We start from the raw sequence: 18,416 nt of genomic DNA on the forward strand, positions 1-18,416 counted from the left end.
ACACAGAAAACCTCGCTTCCCCATGAAGGGGAGCGAGGTTTTACTTGTCCCATCTCATCTTTTTCTCTATAGTTAAAGTTAATAGATTACCAGAGGAGGAACAAATTACAGATGAAGTCATATATGAAAGTATCTCTGGCCGCACTGGCCATTGGTGTTGGTGTGTGGGTAGGGGCGGTATATAACGATACAGCTATTGGTGCAGGTACAAGTCAGCCGGGAACCGCAGATGATCCGGTGGTGACGAAGAGTTATGTGGATCAGCAGATTCAGAAGGCGCTGGGCGGGGGTGCTGGCACAAGTCCGGGAACATCCACTGGTAACAATGGATCGACGGGAACAGGCAACACAGGCGGATCGAGCACAGATCCGGGACTGCCGCCGCTGGTATCAGGTGCAACAGATACCGTGGAGATTGTAACCGTGAAGCCGGGTCAACAGCTGCTCGGTAAATCTGGCGCGGAGTTCATTGTACGTAGCGGTAAAGCGGTGATCGTCAGTGAGGGTACGAATGGTGTAGCCGATCTGACGGACGGGGTAGACCTGACGAATGGTCAGGCAGCGCCGACCAATCACCTGCTTTCTTTTCCAAGGGACGGACGTGGTATTACGGTTCTGGATGGTAACAAGTACAGCTTGACAGTCATGGTACGCGGTGGATATACGTTGAGATAGGTTGTGCAGATTGGTGTGGAATTATTCTTTTTCTATTGGCGACGTATTGCTCAGATTAACCAGTTCTAACAATCATTAATACGGCTAGCCAGGCATGTTCCTGCTCACTCTATACCTGTAGACAACCCACAAACGGAGGTGCAGGAACAATGGCTAGAAGTAATAAGAAGGTTGTACCGGAAAGTCGTCAGATGCTCGATCAGATGAAGTATGAAATTGCTGCTGAGTTTGGTTTGAATGTAGGCTATGGTAGCCGCGGGGGTCTGGCAGGTGCAGATACCGAGTTTGGCGGAGAGCTTGGCGAGATGAGTGACCATTCATATGGGCAGTATAAAGGGTGGGGGCATCTCACATCCCGGGAAAATGGATCGGTGGGCGGAGAGATTACCAAACGCTTGATCCGTCAGGCAGAACAGCACTTGTAGAACTCATTCGTAACGTGCCCTTGAATTGACACCACTTGACAAATACGATAAGATGGCATATGAGGTATGCAACCTTTTCCACTAGGGAAAGGTTGATTTTTTGTTAAGGCCATTTCCTGAAAAATCCTTGTCTTCGTTAATGCGGATCAGTGTCCTTATTATACTGTAAGCTTCTTCGAGGGTATAGTGAACGAATCGCCGTTATGTTTTGTTCGGGCAATCGCCATACTATTGTTATGGGAGGTTGAAACTTCATGTCTATTAAAGGCCGACATCTTTTTACATCGGAGTCTGTAACTGAAGGACATCCGGATAAAATCTGTGATCAGATCTCTGACGCTGTTCTGGACGCATTTCTTGTGAACGATCCAAATGCTCGTGTAGCGTGCGAAGTTTCGGTAGCGACAGGCCTTGTGCTTGTTATTGGCGAGATCAGCTCTGCTTCTGAATATGTGGATATTCCAGCTATTGTGCGGAATACGCTGAAGGAAATCGGATACACGCGTGCCAAATACGGTTTTGATTATAATACATGTGCGGTACTGACGTCACTCAACGAACAGTCCGCTGATATTGCACAAGGTGTTAATGCTGCGCTGGAGCATCGTGATCCAGAGCAAATGGCACGTGAAACAGAGAACATTGGTGCAGGTGACCAAGGTCTGATGTTTGGTTTTGCAACCAACGAAACACCGGAACTGATGCCACTTCCAATCGCTTTGTCCCACCGTATCGCACGCCGCCTGGCGGAAGTGCGCAAGAACGGTACGCTCGAATATTTGCGTCCAGATGGTAAAACACAAGTGACGATTGAATACGACGGTGACAAGCCGGTACGTGTGGATACCATTGTGGTATCTACGCAGCATGCAGAAGAGACAACACTGGAACAGATCCAGAAAGACATCAAAGAGCATGTAATCCTGCCTGTCGTTCCAGCGGAATTGCTGGACGAGAAGACCAAATATTTCATTAACCCAACGGGACGTTTTGTTATTGGCGGACCTCAAGGGGATGCAGGCTTGACAGGACGTAAGATCATTGTAGATACATATGGTGGTTATGCACGTCACGGCGGTGGTGCATTCTCGGGTAAAGATCCGACGAAGGTAGACCGTTCTGCAGCGTATGCTGCTCGTTATGTCGCGAAGAACCTGGTTGCTGCGGGTCTGGCTGACAAGGTGGAAATTCAACTTGCTTATGCAATCGGTGTAGCGAATCCGGTATCCATCAACGTGGATACTTACGGAACAGGCAAAGTCAGCGAAGAGAAGCTGGTGGAGCTTGTACGCAACAACTTCGATCTTCGTCCAGCTGGCATCATCCGTATGCTTGATCTGCGTCGTCCGATCTACAGACAAACGGCTGCTTACGGTCACTTTGGCCGTACAGACCTTGATGTACCTTGGGAACAAGTGGACAAAGTAGAACTGTTGAAAACGCAGGCAGGTCTGTAAGCGAAAGCAATGTTTAACATAAAAGTGGAAAATATGACAAAGCCTTTGGTTCCTTATGGGATCAAAGGCTTTTTTATGCTGAATTTCTAAAAAAATAAAATCCTATAATTTCCAAATGGTTAAACTTAATTCCCAATTTGACCGACATACATATAGAGGTCTGTACACCAGACATAAGGAAATAGGATTGAGGGGGAAGGATGGGTGTTTGTGAATAAATGGGCTCGTAAGGGATGGATTGCACTATTCGTTGTCATGTTAATGACACAAGGCTTGTTAACCGGCTGGACAGGCGGAAATACGGCTTATGCCGCAGATGACTTGGCTGCGAAGGGAATTAGCGCCACATTACCTCTGTTAAATGCAACGCAGGCGGACGGAACACAGCCGCTAAAGATTGAATTCACCAACCCGGTGAGAAAAGTAACTGGAACGCAAGAAAAAATCAGCATTCACCGACTTTCAGATAATTCGGTAGTACGTGACATTAATGTCGGCGATCCAACTGTAATTATTACACCTGATGATGCGGCTGTAGATGCGACTTTGGGAAAAGTAATTACCATCACGCCAAGTCAGGCATTGCCTGGAGGCAGCTTTTATGTTTCCATTGGCAATCGGTCTTTTGTATATGCGGATGGTCAGACTTTTTTTGAAGGACTGAACAAAGAGTGGACATTCCATGTAGCTGCTGCAAGTCCGGCCAGACTACTAAACCGTACGCCGCAAACGGCATCTACGGGAGTATCACCATCAGCTAATATCACATTGACCTTTGATCAGGCCATGTCCAGAGGCATAGGTAAGCTGCAAATCTATCAAGGAAATACGTTGTTCGAAGAGGTGGACGCAAGTTCTCCACAGATTAGCTTCAATGGTTCCCAAACGACGGTAACGATTGATCCAGTTCGAAATTGGGCCAATAACAGCACCATATACATAGCTGTACCCGAAGGTTATTTCCGTGATGCACTTGGCAATGATACGGCAGCGATCCAGCGAATCGACTGGGGGTTCAGTGTGATCTCTGATCCATCGGCAATCACAGTGGCTTCTTTGCTTCCTGCGAATGGGGCAACAGGTGTCGGTCTTACTACAGAGCTGAACGTAACCTTCACCAAAGAGCTGGATACCAGCTATTCTGCTCAAGCCATCCTGAGAAGTTCGAACGGTGGTACGGTTAACGCAACAACGATCATTAATAGCTCGAATAACCGTCAGCTACGCATCATTCCACAATCTGCTCTGACGAGTAATACAACGTATACAGTCGATATTCCGGGTAACGTCTTCCGGGATCGTTCCGGTAATCTGTTCACAGGTCTAACCGGGACAAGCTCATGGACGTTCAGAACCCTGTCTGTCGATACGACACCTCCGGTGCTTAAAACAGCGAAAATGTACAGTAATACGATTATTCGTCTAACCTATGATGAATGGTTATCCACGTATGACCTGCTGCCTTCCAGCTTTGCAGTGACGGTCAACGGTGAAAATCGCAGTGTAAGCACGGCTTATGTCTCAGGCGATAGTGCACATGTTGTGCTGGATACAGGAGTCGCTGTCGGACAAGTGGTGAAAGTAGCTTATACTGCACCAACAACAACTACACGTAGAATTCAGGATTTGTCCCTGAATGCGGCAGCTTCCTTCTCGGCAAGAGATGTGGAGAATGGACTGGATTCCATTATGTCCAAACCTCGTGAAGGTGTGGCATACACAAACAGCATTACTCTCTACTATCCAGAGACCGTATATATCAATTCCAGTAATGCATACAAACAGTTCAGTGTTACTGCGGATGACAAAAATATTGGTGTAAGCAGCATGTCAACCAACACCAGTTCACAGGTTACGTTGAACCTCGGTTCTTCGATCAGCAACGGTGAGGTGGTACGAGTATCGTACCAGCCAGGCAACGAGCCGGTAAAAGACAGCCGCGGGCAGCCGCTTGCAGGTTTCAGTGGGTTCTATGTACGGAACACCAATGATTCGAAGCCACCTGTATTCCAGAAGGCTGAAGTTAATGCCAATAAGCTGTGGATTTATTACAATGAGCCGCTCAGTCGATTGAACAAACCGATGAACAATCAATATTCGGTACTGGCAGACGGCAAACCGATATTTGTGAACAACGTGGACATTGATGATGATCTGGTGACGCTAACGCTGACCACGCCAGTGACAAGTACACAAGTTGTGACGTTATCTTATGTGCCGGGGGCAACTCGGTTGACGGATCTGAGTAACAATCAGGCTGCGTTGCTGGATCTTGTGCCCGTTACACAGACATTCGGAAACGGTACAATTCTGTCCGGCGTTCTGCAAGGAGATACGATTCAGATCAACTTCCGGAACGCATTAAAATCAGAAGCGGTATTGACCCCTTCCCAATTCAGAGTGCAGATTGGCAATGAGATTATTCCAGCCAGCTCAGCCTCGGTTAACGGGTCTGTTGTGACCATTAAACTCTCTAAAGCTGCCCAAGCGGGACAGTCGGGCACAGTGACGTATACACCGGGCGGTGTGCAGCTTAGAGATGCATTGAATACAGAAGTTGGGGCGTTCGGACCTTTGACGCTGCAGGAGAAGTCGGCGAGTACTACCCCAACCGATAATACATCGGCAGGACTTCCATCTTGGCTAACGGAACGTAATGCAAATAACTCCGGTTTTGCTCAGAGTATGTTAGTTCTAGGGACGGATTCCGCAACGGCCAAAACAGCAGCCTCTCGTTATAACCGTACAACACAGCAGTACACACTTGATGAGAATAAGCTTGAACAGGCATTCAATTACGCTTCAAATAGCTTTAAGTTGAATCAACCGATCATATTTGAAGTTCCAGCAACGAGTGAAGCAGCCTATGTGGGTATTCCATTCCACAAGCTCTCTCAACTGGCAGGGAAATACCGTACAGGTACGGTCGGGGTCAAATATAAAGACAATGTATGGATGGTCCCTTTTGCAGACCTCACATTTGTAACTATGGGACAAAGTGCAGGAATCACGACGGCTCCAGGGACAGCAACGTTGTATGTTCAGATGGAGGCTGTGCCAAGACTATCCGCAGGTGCCATGGACTTCATGTTATCCAGATCCAATGCACAGAGTCTGGGAGAAGCAACAGAAACCTTTGTTACACTCTTTAACGGCAACACGGGAAAAAGTGTAGAGCAAAATATTAAAAGTCAATATATAACTAAGGTGCCTGGAAACACTTCGACACTGTTAACGACCTTGACAGCGATTGATCCTAACTCACAATCGTTATCGTATATACCAACGTCTTACCGAACCTCTTCGACAGGGATTGTAGCAAGAGGTCTGCTGGATGGAAATCGCGTGATCGCACCGATTACCCATCTGGTCAGTTTCCCGAAAGCATCGGATTGGTCCAGAGAAGCATTAACGGAACTCGCTTCCAAATGGATTATTACCTCGGATAATCTGGACAAGTATAATGTCAAAACGAATATCACCCGTGCCGAGTTTGCTGAACTCGTTGCGAGAGGGTTAGGACTCAAACCAGATGCTTCTTCAGCACCATTTACTGATCTTGGCAGAAGACCTGAGACGAATGGATATATCGGCGCTGCGGTGAAGGCAGGTATTCTTGAGGGAGTAGGCAAAGGGAAGTTCCAGCCGAACAGCCCAATTACCCGTGAACAGATGGCGATTATGTTAATCAAAGCTATGAAATCTGTGAACCAACAACCGGCACTTCAGGAAGATGCAGATGTTACGCTGAAGGTGTTTAAGGATAAAGCGAACATCAAAGCATCCAAGGATTTTGTAGCCAAAGCTGTGCAGACAGGCATTATCCAAGGAAACCTGGATAAGACCTTCAAGCCTTTGGGTAAAGCAACCAGAGAACAAGCAGCCGTGATGTTAAAACGGATGTTGAACCAGATCGGTTATCTGTAATTGAAATGAAAGAGTTGTACCTCTAGTAAAGCGAAATCAATCAGTTGAATTTACAACCTGTTTGATTTCGCTTTTTTTAGTATAAAAATCACGAAGTTAATTGAAAAGAATAGAGGGTGCTAAATAGATGAAAAAAATACTGGTGTTCATTCTACTAGTGACTGTAGCAATCTCTATGCCTTGGCCATCACTGGCTAATGCCCAAACGAATAACACGCCCGTACAACTATATGTAAATGAGAAACCTACAGATATTCAGTTGATGAGAAAAGCGGGAACCGTATATGTTCCGTTTCGAGAGTTCCTTCAACGAATGGGATACCAAACGGCATATTCAGTAGAAAAACATGAGATTTCAGCTTTAATCGGGGAATCAACATTTATTTTTTATCCGGATGATGGTTATATCAGTGGATCAGGAGATTATTACGAATTACAAAGACCAGGTATCCAGATCAATGGGAAATTTTATTTACCCATTCGCTTTGCAGCATGGTTAACTAAACATGCGGTACAATACGATAAAGAGTCTAATACGGCACGAATGGTCGAGTACGGTTATGGTCAAGAAAAAGCAGTACTTGATTTGCTTACAACGTATGATAGAGCATTTTCTGTAAATCTGCTGGCTTCGGATAATTTAGAGAAATCCTATTTGAGAGATATGATCGATCTTCCGAAAAGTGAAATTCAGGATCTAAGATACAATGTAAACATCACAAGTATTACATACGAATCTGCAAATCAGGCATTGTTATATGTTACCTATATACATAATAATCAGGTAATTAATGATGAACATGAGGTTGTGTTTCGCATTAGGAAAGAGAACAACGAGTGGAAAGTTCTTCAGTATCGATATCTTTCCGTGAGTCAAACAATTCCGAACAATATTGATCAAGTTGTGGCGGCGATAAGAGAAAACTCCAGTAAACAGCAAGAGTTTATTTTATCTGATCTCAGAACGTATTACAAAGCATTAAGTGAGGAAGATTTTGATTTAACATATAAATACACATCACCGTTTATTATTGAGCAGATTAATACGCTTGCAGGCGATCAAGATTGGATGAAATGGGAGAACGGTAAGAAATCTACGTTTGCGTACGAAGATAGTACGTATCACTTATCCAACGAACGTGTAGTTTTTTTGGGTGAAAAACAAGCTGTTGTTCATGCTACCTTGAATAGAGATTTCACTTCACATACCAAAGAGCGGTATCCTATTATTTATGAGGCGTTGATCTATCTTGATTATGCCAATGGGCACTGGAACTATAGAAATGATTTAGATATTACACCAACAGAAGCGGAGACAAATCGAACGTTGTCTGAGATTTTTTTTCCGGAACTGGATTGAACAACGATCAATATGCAGAATCATTCCCCAGGTATGGAGACTCACTCCATGCCGGGGTCTTTTTTTACCAAAAAAGCCCTTAATATTCATGATAATCGTAACTTTTTCCACAAAAAACAGTCTATTAATAGAAGGGTATGCTAGAGGTCGTTCTATGTACTGCCGCTCGGCTGCATATGTGTGATGTCTAAGATTGATATACAAGATGGGAGAGACGTTTCGAACATGCTGGGGAAACATGGGAAACAGCGGGAAGACGTTAAGTACAACAAGGCAAAGAAATGGGCAATTGTAACGCTGGCAGGTGTGATCTGGATTGCACCCGTGATGAGTGCAGGTGGGCAGATATGGTCAGGGACTTCCTGGCAATCCGTAGCAGCGGCGGCATCGACGAATACGAGCAAGCTCGGAGAAGAGATTCTGACTTCGGGTGCTAAGCTCATGAAATACAGATATACGACAACACGTTCAGGATCTAAGGTGAATGTGCTTGCAGATGTGATCCAGGTAGATCTGCAAAATCCTTATGTGAAGCTGGATGTGATGACAGGTAGAGGCAACAAATTAAACAGCAAACAGAGCACTGGCGGTATGGCGAAGGAAAACGGCGCAGTGGCTGCGGTGAACGGGGATTATTTTAACGTATCCGGGGAAATGTCACCGATTGGCGGTCAAGTCTCTGACGGAGTTCTGGTGTCTACACCATCTGAACTGAAGGGGATGTATGCTCTCACTGTAACCAAGGATGGCAAGCCGATGATCGATGAATATTCCTTTGATGGCACAGTGAAGGCAGAGGATGGTTCAACCTTCGCCCTGCGTGGGATAAATAAGGAGGACTATACGGCTGAAACGGGATCGGATTCATACAGCCATGCGAACTCCATGTATATTTATACACCTGCGTGGACGTCAACCAAACGTCCGAATGATCCTTCTACCACGCCGACCGAGGTGCTCGTACAGAATAATGTCATCACGCAAATTTCGGATAAAAAGGCGTTAAATATGACTGTGCCACCAGACGGGTATATCCTCCGTGCACATGGTACAGCGGCAACATGGATCATGAGCCACCTGTCTGTTGGGCAGACAGTGGGAGCAGATTACAGGCTGGTTGCCAAAACGACAGGACAGTCTGTTGACCCAAGTAATCTGGAAATGATGATTGGTGGTCATACGATTCTGGTGAACGGAGGCCAGGCTGCTTCCTTCTCGCGGAATATCGCTTCTTCCGGAATTGGTGGTGTCCGTGCCAGAACAGCGGTAGGGTACTCTCAGGATGGCCGCTACGTGTACATTATTGCAGCAGAAAAGAATGGGAATAGCAGTGGTATGTCCCTGACTGAACTACAGTCGTTCATGACCAGTATCGGGGTATGGAAAGGCATGAACCTGGACGGCGGCGGATCAACAACAATGGTGACACGTCCGCTGGGTGACCAATCGGCCAGCCTGACATTTAATACCGAGTATGGTACCGAGCAGCGTCAAGTTGTCAATACCCTTGGAGTGTTCTCAACAGCACCGGAAGGTAAGCTGAAAGGCTTTGCGGTAAGCGGTAGCCAGACATTGCTCGCAGGTCAGGAAGGCAAGTATTCTGCAAAAGGGTATGATACGTATTACAACCCGATCTCCACGGGCGATATTCCGTTGACCTGGAAATCAAGCAATAATGGAATTGTCAGTGTCAGCAACGGAACGATCAAAGGTGTGAAGCCAGGCACAACAACGTTGACGGCTACCAGCAGTGGAGCTTCATCCTCGATCAAAGTAACGGTACTGGGTGGCAGCGAGCTGGCTTCTCTGACAGCCGGATCAGGTCTTGGTTCGCTCCAAGCGGGTACAACCGTCTCGATTCCAGTTACGGCTACTACGAAGAGTGGGCAAAGCGTGACTGTACCAGCGGATTCTCTGACATGGGAATTCATTGGATTCAAAGGAAAAGTGGCAGGTGACCAGTTGACGGTATCATCTGTGAATGATGGAGCACAGGTTGGTTATGCGATCGGCCGTTATGATGGTTACAGCACGGTTGTTGTACTCTCTGCAGCTGCGAGTGAAACCATCTGGGAGGATTTTGAAAACGCGAATTATCCGATTAACTTCACAACAAATGCAGCAGGTGTGACAGGCTCGGCCGCAGTTGTGGCAGGAACCGGTGAGAAGGCTGGCTCCAAGGTACTGCAACTCAGTTACGATATGACGGGTGGAACCGGTAAAATGTACGCCTATGCGGAGCTGAACGGTTCAACAGGTAGAGACGTATCAGCAACGGCAACCTCGATGTCGATGGATGTGATGGGCGACAAAAGCCTGAACTGGCTGCGTGCGGAATTCACAGATGCCAAAGGCAAAACGGTATATGCCGATCTTGCCAAAGCGATTGACTGGAACGGATGGAAGAAGGTTAGCGTAGACCTGAATGGTCTAAATATGGCTTATCCGGCAAAACTGAAGCGTGTATATGTTGTTAACGTGGAAGAGGGGCAGGATGAGCGCGCGATGACTGGAATGGTTGCGTTCGACAACATTGCGTTCACGATGCCTTCGAAATCCAGCGAAGTTGGATTGCCTGCGGGCACAGCTTCACTGGTGCTTGGACAGAAGTCGATGACGGTGAACGGTACAAAAAAGACCATTGATGCTGCACCAGTCATTAAAAATGGAACAACATATGTGCCCATCAAACATGTACTTGATGCCTTTGGCGGACAGGCAAGCTGGGACAGCAAAAATCAGCGGATTACTGTAATTCGCGGCAGTAAACTGATCGATCTGGTGGTAGGTCAGAAAGAATTTGTTCTGAACGGCAAAAGACAGAGCGCAACGGTTGCACCTTACGTAAGTGGGGGTAGGACTTTAGTCCCTCTCAGACTCGTATCCGAGCAACTTGGGCTGACTGTAAAATGGGAACAGAACACGAAGACCGTTACCATCTCATCGTGATATGGTATGATATATACCGGAAACGATAGAAATGGAGTCGAACAAACGTGGATTTACAAGCCGATGCCATAGACCGCGTCATAAAAAACGCCATACAAGTCATGGAAAACAGCAAATATCAAATGTTTGAAATCATGGACTCCACTCGCGATGAGCTGAAGACGCTCAATGAGGAGCTCAAGTCAGTGCTGAAGGAAACGGCGGAAACGATCGAGAAGGTAGATCAATTGGAGTTGAATTACCGCCGTTCCCGGATCCGGCTGACAGAGGTGAGTCGTGACTTTGTCCGTTATTCAGAGCATGATATCAAGCAGGCGTATGAGAAAGCGACACAGCTGCAGCTGGATCTGATGATTTATCGTGAGAAGGAAATGTATCTAAAGGCCCGTCGGGATGATCTGCAGAAGCGTGCCAAAAATGTGGAGGCTTCTGTGGAGCGTGCCGAAACGATTGGTTCGCAGATGGGCGTTGTGCTAGAATATTTGTCAGGCGAGTTGGGTCAAGTGACCCGGATTATCGAGTCTGCCAAGAATCGACAAATGATTGGTTTGAAAATAATTTTGGCCCAGGAGGAAGAGCGGAAACGTATTGCCCGGGAGATTCATGACGGGCCTGCGCAGATGCTTGCCAATCTAGTGCTTAGGACGGAAATTGTAGAAAGAATGCTCATTAAGCAGGATTTTAAGATGGTCCAGGCCGAAATAGTAGATTTGAAAGGCCAGGTTCGTTCAAGTCTTGAAGAAATGAGAAAAGTTATTTTCAATCTGCGTCCTATGGCACTGGATGATCTGGGTTTGATTCCAACGCTTCGCAAGTATGTGCAGGATTTTGAAGTAAAAACAAAAATCCGGTCGCTTTTTGAAACAAGAGGTAAGGAACATCGTCTCTCTTCTGCAATGGAGGCTGCAATCTATCGTCTCGTGCAGGAAGGTCTGTCTAATGCTGCCAAACATGCTTATCCCACATATGTTGTCGTAGAAATTACATACCAGGCTCAGCTCGTCAAAATTGTCGTACAGGACAATGGGCTTGGGTTCAAACCGGAGCTTCTTGCGAAGAAAAGCAAGGATCATACCCACTTCGGTCTGATCGGGATGAGAGAGCGTGTTGAACTGTTAGAAGGAAGAATAGAGATTGAATCCGCAGAGAATCAGGGAACCAAAATAGTCATTCATATCCCGACAAACGTGGATAAGGGAAAGGAGTAGCAGGATGGAAAACCGTGATACTGGAAAAGCATCAATTAAAGTTCTTTTGGCTGATGATCATCAGCTGTTCCGAGAGGGCTTGAAACGCATTTTAAATATGGAGGACGACATTGAGGTCATCGGCGAATGTGGCGATGGTATTCAGGTGCTCGAATTCTGTAATCAGGATAAGCCGGATATCGTACTCATGGACATTAACATGCCTGTGGAGAACGGTGTTGAAGCGACCGAGAAACTGCGCGAGCTGTTCCCGGATGTTAAGGTTATTATTTTGTCTATTCATGATGATGAAAGTTATGTATTTGAAACACTCCGTAAGGGAGCAAACGGATATTTGCTGAAAGATATGGAGGCAGAGTCTCTGATCAATGCGATTCGTTCGGTTCATGAAGGGCATGCATTTATTCACCCTAAAGTGACTGGCAAACTGATTATGCAGCTTCGTCGTATGACGTATCTTAATGAGACAGGTGCGATGAGTGAAGGAGCTTCGAAGGAAGCAGGCGTTAAGTTTGTTGCCGGGGACAATAACCCGCTGACACGTCGTGAAGCTGAGGTATTGCGTTTGATGGCTGAGGGTAAGAGCAACAAAATGATTGGTGAATTTTTGTTCATTAGTGAAAAAACGGTTAAAAACCATGTCAGCAGCATTCTGCAGAAGATGGAAGTGGACGACCGTACACAGGCTGTTATTAACTCCATCAAATATGGATGGGTTACGCTGTAATAGGTATAATCCTTAGATCGTACTCACTCGCGCCCTCTCCATTAGCTGGATTGGTTTGCGGGTTGATGGACTTTATCACTGCACACGAACAAAGTGTCGGGGTGTGCTGAACATCTGTTCAAGCGAGCGTCGACTGCTTGTTGGCTGTAACCCTTCGGAATACGTGGCATATACTGCTGTATACAGGGATGTTCGCCATGGGTGAACATGACCTTCCGAGGAGGTGCAGTTGCCATGGTTGCTCATTTGACTATGATTCTGCTTATATACTTCCTGGCGGCAATGGCCGTTCATGTGATGCACCAGCGCCATACTTCCCGCCCGGAGTCCGAAGGCTTCGAGCAGATTCTGCTCATTCCTTCCAATCAGGTAGGACGAATTGAGGGCATTATTCGAGCACTTTGCCTGGAATTATTATATCGTGGTAAAAGCTTCACATTAACGGTGGTCGCCGATCATAAAGAAGCGGAGACCATCACCATTATTGAGAAGATGATGCAAAGGCAAGGCATGGAGCTGTCTTATCTTCCTGCTGTGCCTGCGGAACTTGAACATGCAGTGCAGACAAATGAGGGCTATCGTCTCATTGATCTGCGCAATGCCAGTGATGAAGCCGGAAGCAGGTAATTCTCACATCAGGCATGATGCAAATGTGGAGATACACATTTTTGACGGGAAAGATTACAGCATGGTGCTGTAGTCTTTTTTTTGTAATTGTAGCCAAGCCTGCCTTTAAATCAAAAATGGGTTTTATTGCAATCTATGGTTGGTTATTGGATTCATCACTTCGGATGACGCTGGAAGAAGCATTTTGAAGTCAGAAGTCTTAAGTTAAAAATATAGACTGATAAAACTGGAAAAAGTTGCGCATATTCCAAAGAAAAAATCCAATTTTTTGTTAAAGTGATTGGGCAGCTAGTGTTCTTGACGGAATGCGTTGATCATAAAGCAGGCCCAGGTCAGTTAGGAAAGGTGTGGGTTGGAAAATAAGGAATTGTTTTGAAGTGGAATTCTCGTTATACTGAGAGAAGAAGCAAAGCTGTGATATAAACAATGGACATGAAGCACATGCTCCGGCGAAGACGCCGGTTGGTATGTGCTTTTTTTGCGTTTCCGGACTTAAGAAGGGGAGGGAATGGCAGATGCAGGTTGGGCTTTATGTGTGCCGGGCGGGTGAGGCATGGAGCATGGTGATGTCTCTCGATCTTCAGGTAGATGTGGTGTGGTGGCTGGAAGGGTTGAGTGGACGGAATGTGCAGCAATGTCTGGTGTTAAGCATGCAGTTGCCGTTAAGTCAGGCTTCATGGCTGGTGGATCAATTTGAGCCAGCACGTAGCATGAATCACTGGCAGATGGAGGCGTGGCAAAGTTACTTGAACAAGAAGCTGGACTTGTACGAACAGCTCTCGGGTGAAACGGAGGCAACGATAGGAACTGCTGCTGTGCATGCAGTTAGGGTGGGCGGGATACCCAAGTCATATCCCGCCGAGCATTGGGCTCAGCTGGAGCAGTGCGCAGCATTGCTGGCTGAGCGGATGAGCGGCCGCCAATTACTGGCGGCCGAGGCCGAGGCGCTGCTGGCGGCGGAGCCCCCCATGCCGCCCGGGGGCTGGCGCGCGGCTGCGCAGCTCGCGCGCTTGCATGGGCGGCTGCAACTGACAGCCGCCCTCGAAGGGCCCGCCACGCGCCGCCGGCTCGCGTGGCACGGCCGCGCGCGAAGCGCGCCCCGCTGCCACCGCTGTGGCAGCGAAGCCAGGCAGCGCGTGCCCTGCGCTGCCTGCGGCCTGGCGGCGTGCGCATACTGCGAGGCATGCCTCGCGCTAGGGCGCAGCCGTGCCTGTGCGCTGCTGCTACGCAGTGCAGCGCAAGGGGCCGTGCCCGCACGCGGCGAAGCATCGCGTGGCACGGCCCTGGCCCCCACCGGCGGCGGACTCGCCCGGTGGGGGCTAAGCGCAGCGCAGAGCGCGGCAGCAGCCGCGGCGCTCGCGTTTTTGACCCGGCCGCCCGCAGGGGATGGGCCGGGGCGGTTCTTGCTCTGGGCCGTGACCGGGGCCGGCAAGACCGAAATGATATTCCCTCTGATCCAGCACACACTGGATCAAGGGGGGCGAGCGTTGGTCGCTACACCGCGCAGGGATGTTGTGCTGGAGCTGGCTCCGCGCCTCGCCAAAGCGTTCCCGGACACCTCGCTCGCGACGCTCTATGGCGGGAGTTCGGAGCGCTGGAAAGACGCCCTGCTCACGCTGGCGACCACACACCAGCTCATGCGTTTTTACCAAGGGTTTGATCTGGTAATCATCGACGAGCTTGATGCGTTTCCTTACCATAACGATCCCATGCTGGCTCACGCTGCCGCTTCGTGTTGCAAACCAGATGGTAACTTTATTTATTTGTCCGCTACGCCGCCAGCTCGGTTACAACGTGAGGTTGCTCTGGGCAAGCTTGCTCATGCGAAAGTGCCAGTCCGTTTTCATCGGCACCCGCTTCCAGTACCGAAATTGATCAGCATGCCTACCGTGGCGCAGTGCATCCAACGTAAACAGCTTCCAGCCGCCATCGTAAGGAGTATTCGCGCTTCCTTACAACGTAATGCTCAGGTGTTTGTTTTTGTAACACGTATCGCCCAGATTGAGACTTTTGTGCATCTGATGCGCCGGAATTTCCCGAACATCTCGATTGAAGGGACTTCGTCCCAGGATACGGAGCGGGCCGCCAAAGTCATTGCATTTCGGGAACGTTCCATCCGTCTGCTCGTGACAACCACCATCTTGGAGCGAGGCGTGACGATCCCGCGTAGCGATGTGTTTATTCTGGATGCAGACAACGGACTTTTCGACGAGGCTTCGCTCGTACAGATGGCAGGCCGGGCAGGGCGCTCCTTGGATGATCCGGCAGGCCGTGTCGTATTTGCTGCATCCCGCCGTACTCGTTCCCAAGTGAAAGCTGTATCCCAGATCCGCAAAATGAACGCTATTGCCCGCCGCAAAGGTTACCTGCATCCGCCAGTTCCGAGATCATAGTCATCATTACGACAACATACACAACTGAACTTGAATAGGCTCACTACAGACTAATCGTTTATGCGAACAATGATTTACGCCAGTATCCACCATCAAACAAAACCATTACACCGCTTCGCAAGCACTAGTATTCGTCGCACATGTTAACCGAACGTGTATTACATACTTTATGCTCGCTATGTCGTCTCGTTATTTCGTTAAGAAAGGAGAAGCACCTCATGTTCAGTTATATTTCTCATATCTTCGAGCATGTTCAGCGTTTAACCGGACAACTCCATAAGCTGCTTGGCCCGCCGGGTTCACCATGTTTGACCTGTGGAACCCGTGCGGTGTTGTCCTCACGTTATCCGGGGATATGTCCGCGTTGTGTACAGCAGATTCCATGGATTCGTTCGATCCGTTGCCAGCGCTGTGGGCGTAGTGTGGGATGCCCCGACTGTGTGCGCCCACATATGCAGAATCGCTCTTTCTTCTGCAATCGGAGCGCCGTCCAGTATAACGATCTGATGAAAGATTGGATAAGCCTATATAAGTTTCGAGGCCATGAGCGCTACGCCCCGCTGCTAACTGCACTATTGATTCAAGCCTTTCAGGCGATGAGTGAGGAACTGACTTCCATATGTGAAAAGGAAACAAGGAAGCCGCTATGGCGACCTGACATGGTCACGTACGTGCCCGTAAGCGGGGAACGCTTGGCCGAACGCGGCTTTAATCAGGCGGAGCGGCTGGCAGCGGGGCTTGCCAACGCCGCTCGTCTACCCTGTGTTGATCTGTTGCAGCGCCAGATCAACACAGGGAAACAAAGCTTCAAGTCCCGTGCCGAGCGGTTCGAAACGATGAAGCATGCCTTTTTGATCAAGCTTGATGAATTTGATTTCAGGCTGCTCAGGAATTACAACAAGCCGTTTAGGCTACTTTTGATCGATGACATCTATACGACCGGTAGTACGTTAGATGCTTGTGGACATGTCATTTTACAGGCGGCAAGTCATGCGGGCATCCCGGTGGAAATTTATACACTCACATTAGCGCGATCTTAATATGTTATTTTCATCGCTCAAAAAGTCAGAGTAATAAAAACGTTGGAATATATACAGTAAGGCAAGATAACCTTCTAAAATAGTGGGGATCGACTTTAAGATAGATTTCATATATACGCAATCTCATGCATTTTATATTTATCAATAATGTATAGACTTCGTAGGAGAAAATAAGGTAATCTATAGGTATTAACTAATCGGATAAAGGAAGTTGGAGAGGGGAGTTTTAGCGATGAATTTAGGAAATTGTCCTCGTTGTGGCAGATTGTATGCATTGAATTTTCGAGATGTATGCTCGAACTGTATCAAGGAGATGGAACAGGAATATCAAGTATGTGTAGAATATTTGCGCGAGAACAAAGGCACTAACATACAGGAATTATCTGATGCAACTGAAGTTCCAATCAAAACGATCACCAAGTTTATTCGAGAGGGACGGATTTCCATCGAAAACGCCCCGAATATGATGTATCCTTGTGAAGTATGCGGGACTTTGATTCGAGAGGGACATATGTGTGATTCCTGTCGTACTCGATTAACCAAAGACTTGGCTGGAGCTGCCCGTGAAGTAGGTCAGAAGGAGAACAACCAAGTAGGCGTACGAACCTACAATACTGTCGACAAACTACGGAACTAATAGGAACGTGGTCTTAAATACGAATAATGCTATAACAAATGTTTTGGAACGTACCGATAAACTTATTAAAGATTATCGGTTTTTTTTATTATCCTACTCATTTCAAACACATAAAGATAAAGAAAGAAAAACGTAGATCATTCTATTTTATTTGAAAGGAAGTGCACTTCGAATGAAAATCAATGAACCGAGTCGAATTGGAGCCATCAATTCATATCAGAGGAATGTAGAATCCAATCAGCAGGCTGAGGCCAAGAAAAGCCGCCGCAAGGATGAAGTATCCATTTCTCCGGAGGCGATAAAGATGCTTGAAGAACAAGGACGTACGCAAGATGCGGGACGGTTGCAACGGATTCAGGAGTTGAAAGAACAGGTGAGCTCAGGAACGTATCAGGTAGACAGTAGCAAGCTTGCTGACAAGTTGCTACCGTATTTCAAGTCTTTTGATAAGGAATAGGTGATTATGTAATGGCAGCACTGGACAGATTGATTGCAGTTTTAGAGCAGATGGAACAAAGTCACCGTGACATGCTGGCACTCTGTCAGGTTAAACGAGAGGTAATCGTCAAAAACGATGTGGACCAGCTTATTGCTATCATGAATAAGGAATCTAAGTTTATGAAACAGCAGGAACCGCTGGATACGGAACGACTGCATGCTGTTCATGAACTACTTCAGGAGCGTGGCATCAAGTCCATGCTGAACTTGAACATTACCGAGATTTCCAAGCTGATCTTTGATCCGGCTGACAAACAGCGATTGTTTGAAGTTCAGAAGAAGCTGGCGGGAACATTACAGGAACTGAAAGACATTAATCAACTGAATCAAAAGCTGATCGAGCAATCGTTAATGTTTATTGATCTATCGATGGACATGTTTGCTTCGAGGCCGGAACAGGATGCAACTTATCAGCATCCTGCTGATAAGCAAGGCAATCCAGGGCGAATCGGTCTGTTCGACACGCGTGCCTGATTAAATAGGGGGAAACCAG

The 18,416-nt window shown here is 47.4% G+C and carries 14 protein-coding genes; all 14 read left to right on the top strand.

Going from position 1 to position 18,416, the window contains the following annotated elements; translation table 11 throughout:
• Nucleotides 1-111: 111 nt before the first annotated feature.
• A complete protein-coding gene (locus ACR8BL_RS19660) occupies nucleotides 112-675 on the top strand; it encodes a hypothetical protein (protein ID WP_434749174.1) in 564 nt (187 codons plus the stop codon).
• Nucleotides 676-824: 149 nt separating this feature from the next.
• The gene (locus ACR8BL_RS19665) at nucleotides 825-1,100 is read left to right on the top strand and encodes a small, acid-soluble spore protein, alpha/beta type (protein WP_434749175.1); all 276 of its coding nucleotides are present in this window, start codon (nucleotides 825-827) and stop codon (nucleotides 1,098-1,100) included.
• Between the two features lie 254 nt (nucleotides 1,101-1,354).
• Entirely contained in the window at nucleotides 1,355-2,557 is a 1,203-nt protein-coding gene (metK, locus tag ACR8BL_RS19670) for a methionine adenosyltransferase (protein WP_434749176.1), read from the top strand.
• 210 nt (nucleotides 2,558-2,767) lie between these two features.
• On the top strand, nucleotides 2,768-6,484 hold the full coding sequence (locus ACR8BL_RS19675) for a SwmB domain-containing protein (protein ID WP_434749177.1): 3,717 nt from the start codon (nucleotides 2,768-2,770) through the stop codon (nucleotides 6,482-6,484).
• A 127-nt stretch (nucleotides 6,485-6,611) separates the two neighbouring features.
• Nucleotides 6,612-7,844 (top strand): stalk domain-containing protein, encoded by a 1,233-nt coding sequence (locus ACR8BL_RS19680; protein WP_434749178.1) that lies wholly within the window; start codon nucleotides 6,612-6,614, stop codon nucleotides 7,842-7,844.
• Between the two features lie 225 nt (nucleotides 7,845-8,069).
• The gene (locus tag ACR8BL_RS19685; RefSeq protein ID WP_434749179.1) at nucleotides 8,070-10,793 is read left to right on the top strand and encodes a stalk domain-containing protein; all 2,724 of its coding nucleotides are present in this window, start codon (nucleotides 8,070-8,072) and stop codon (nucleotides 10,791-10,793) included.
• A 47-nt stretch (nucleotides 10,794-10,840) separates the two neighbouring features.
• Nucleotides 10,841-12,001 carry a sensor histidine kinase gene (locus ACR8BL_RS19690; RefSeq protein WP_434749180.1) on the top strand — a complete coding sequence of 387 codons (1,161 nt, stop codon included), beginning with the start codon at nucleotides 10,841-10,843 and terminating at the stop codon, nucleotides 11,999-12,001.
• 4 nt (nucleotides 12,002-12,005) lie between these two features.
• Entirely contained in the window at nucleotides 12,006-12,728 is a 723-nt protein-coding gene (locus tag ACR8BL_RS19695) for a response regulator transcription factor (RefSeq protein ID WP_024631627.1), read from the top strand.
• A 207-nt stretch (nucleotides 12,729-12,935) separates the two neighbouring features.
• Complete coding sequence (locus ACR8BL_RS19700; protein ID WP_434756410.1) at nucleotides 12,936-13,355, top strand: hypothetical protein; 420 nt, start codon at nucleotides 12,936-12,938, stop codon at nucleotides 13,353-13,355.
• 515 nt (nucleotides 13,356-13,870) lie between these two features.
• Entirely contained in the window at nucleotides 13,871-15,748 is a 1,878-nt protein-coding gene (locus ACR8BL_RS19705) for a helicase-related protein (protein ID WP_434756411.1), read from the top strand.
• A 218-nt stretch (nucleotides 15,749-15,966) separates the two neighbouring features.
• Complete coding sequence (locus tag ACR8BL_RS19710; protein ID WP_434749183.1) at nucleotides 15,967-16,788, top strand: ComF family protein; 822 nt, start codon at nucleotides 15,967-15,969, stop codon at nucleotides 16,786-16,788.
• A 232-nt stretch (nucleotides 16,789-17,020) separates the two neighbouring features.
• The gene (locus ACR8BL_RS19715) at nucleotides 17,021-17,425 is read left to right on the top strand and encodes a TIGR03826 family flagellar region protein (protein ID WP_434749184.1); all 405 of its coding nucleotides are present in this window, start codon (nucleotides 17,021-17,023) and stop codon (nucleotides 17,423-17,425) included.
• 172 nt (nucleotides 17,426-17,597) lie between these two features.
• Complete coding sequence (gene flgM, locus ACR8BL_RS19720; RefSeq protein WP_434749185.1) at nucleotides 17,598-17,882, top strand: flagellar biosynthesis anti-sigma factor FlgM; 285 nt, start codon at nucleotides 17,598-17,600, stop codon at nucleotides 17,880-17,882.
• Nucleotides 17,883-17,893: 11 nt separating this feature from the next.
• Complete coding sequence (locus ACR8BL_RS19725) at nucleotides 17,894-18,397, top strand: flagellar protein FlgN (RefSeq protein ID WP_434749186.1); 504 nt, start codon at nucleotides 17,894-17,896, stop codon at nucleotides 18,395-18,397.
• Nucleotides 18,398-18,416: the final 19 nt, after the last annotated feature.

Origin of the sequence: Paenibacillus amylolyticus (genome assembly GCF_051136285.1) — a bacterium.
Taxonomy (GTDB): Bacteria; Bacillota; Bacilli; order Paenibacillales; family Paenibacillaceae; genus Paenibacillus; species Paenibacillus amylolyticus_F.

Coding starts and splice junctions, on each gene's coding strand:
- ACR8BL_RS19660 (WP_434749174.1), top strand. CDS start 112: ATGAAGTCATATATGAAAGTATCTCTGGCCGCACTGGCCATTGGTGTT.
- ACR8BL_RS19665 (WP_434749175.1), top strand. CDS start 825: ATGGCTAGAAGTAATAAGAAGGTTGTACCGGAAAGTCGTCAGATGCTC.
- metK (WP_434749176.1), top strand. CDS start 1,355: ATGTCTATTAAAGGCCGACATCTTTTTACATCGGAGTCTGTAACTGAA.
- ACR8BL_RS19680 (WP_434749178.1), top strand. CDS start 6,612: ATGAAAAAAATACTGGTGTTCATTCTACTAGTGACTGTAGCAATCTCT.
- ACR8BL_RS19685 (WP_434749179.1), top strand. CDS start 8,070: ATGCTGGGGAAACATGGGAAACAGCGGGAAGACGTTAAGTACAACAAG.
- ACR8BL_RS19695 (WP_024631627.1), top strand. CDS start 12,006: ATGGAAAACCGTGATACTGGAAAAGCATCAATTAAAGTTCTTTTGGCT.
- ACR8BL_RS19700 (WP_434756410.1), top strand. CDS start 12,936: ATGACCTTCCGAGGAGGTGCAGTTGCCATGGTTGCTCATTTGACTATG.
- ACR8BL_RS19705 (WP_434756411.1), top strand. CDS start 13,871: ATGCAGGTTGGGCTTTATGTGTGCCGGGCGGGTGAGGCATGGAGCATG.
- ACR8BL_RS19710 (WP_434749183.1), top strand. CDS start 15,967: ATGTTCAGTTATATTTCTCATATCTTCGAGCATGTTCAGCGTTTAACC.
- ACR8BL_RS19715 (WP_434749184.1), top strand. CDS start 17,021: ATGAATTTAGGAAATTGTCCTCGTTGTGGCAGATTGTATGCATTGAAT.
- flgM (WP_434749185.1), top strand. CDS start 17,598: ATGAAAATCAATGAACCGAGTCGAATTGGAGCCATCAATTCATATCAG.
- ACR8BL_RS19725 (WP_434749186.1), top strand. CDS start 17,894: ATGGCAGCACTGGACAGATTGATTGCAGTTTTAGAGCAGATGGAACAA.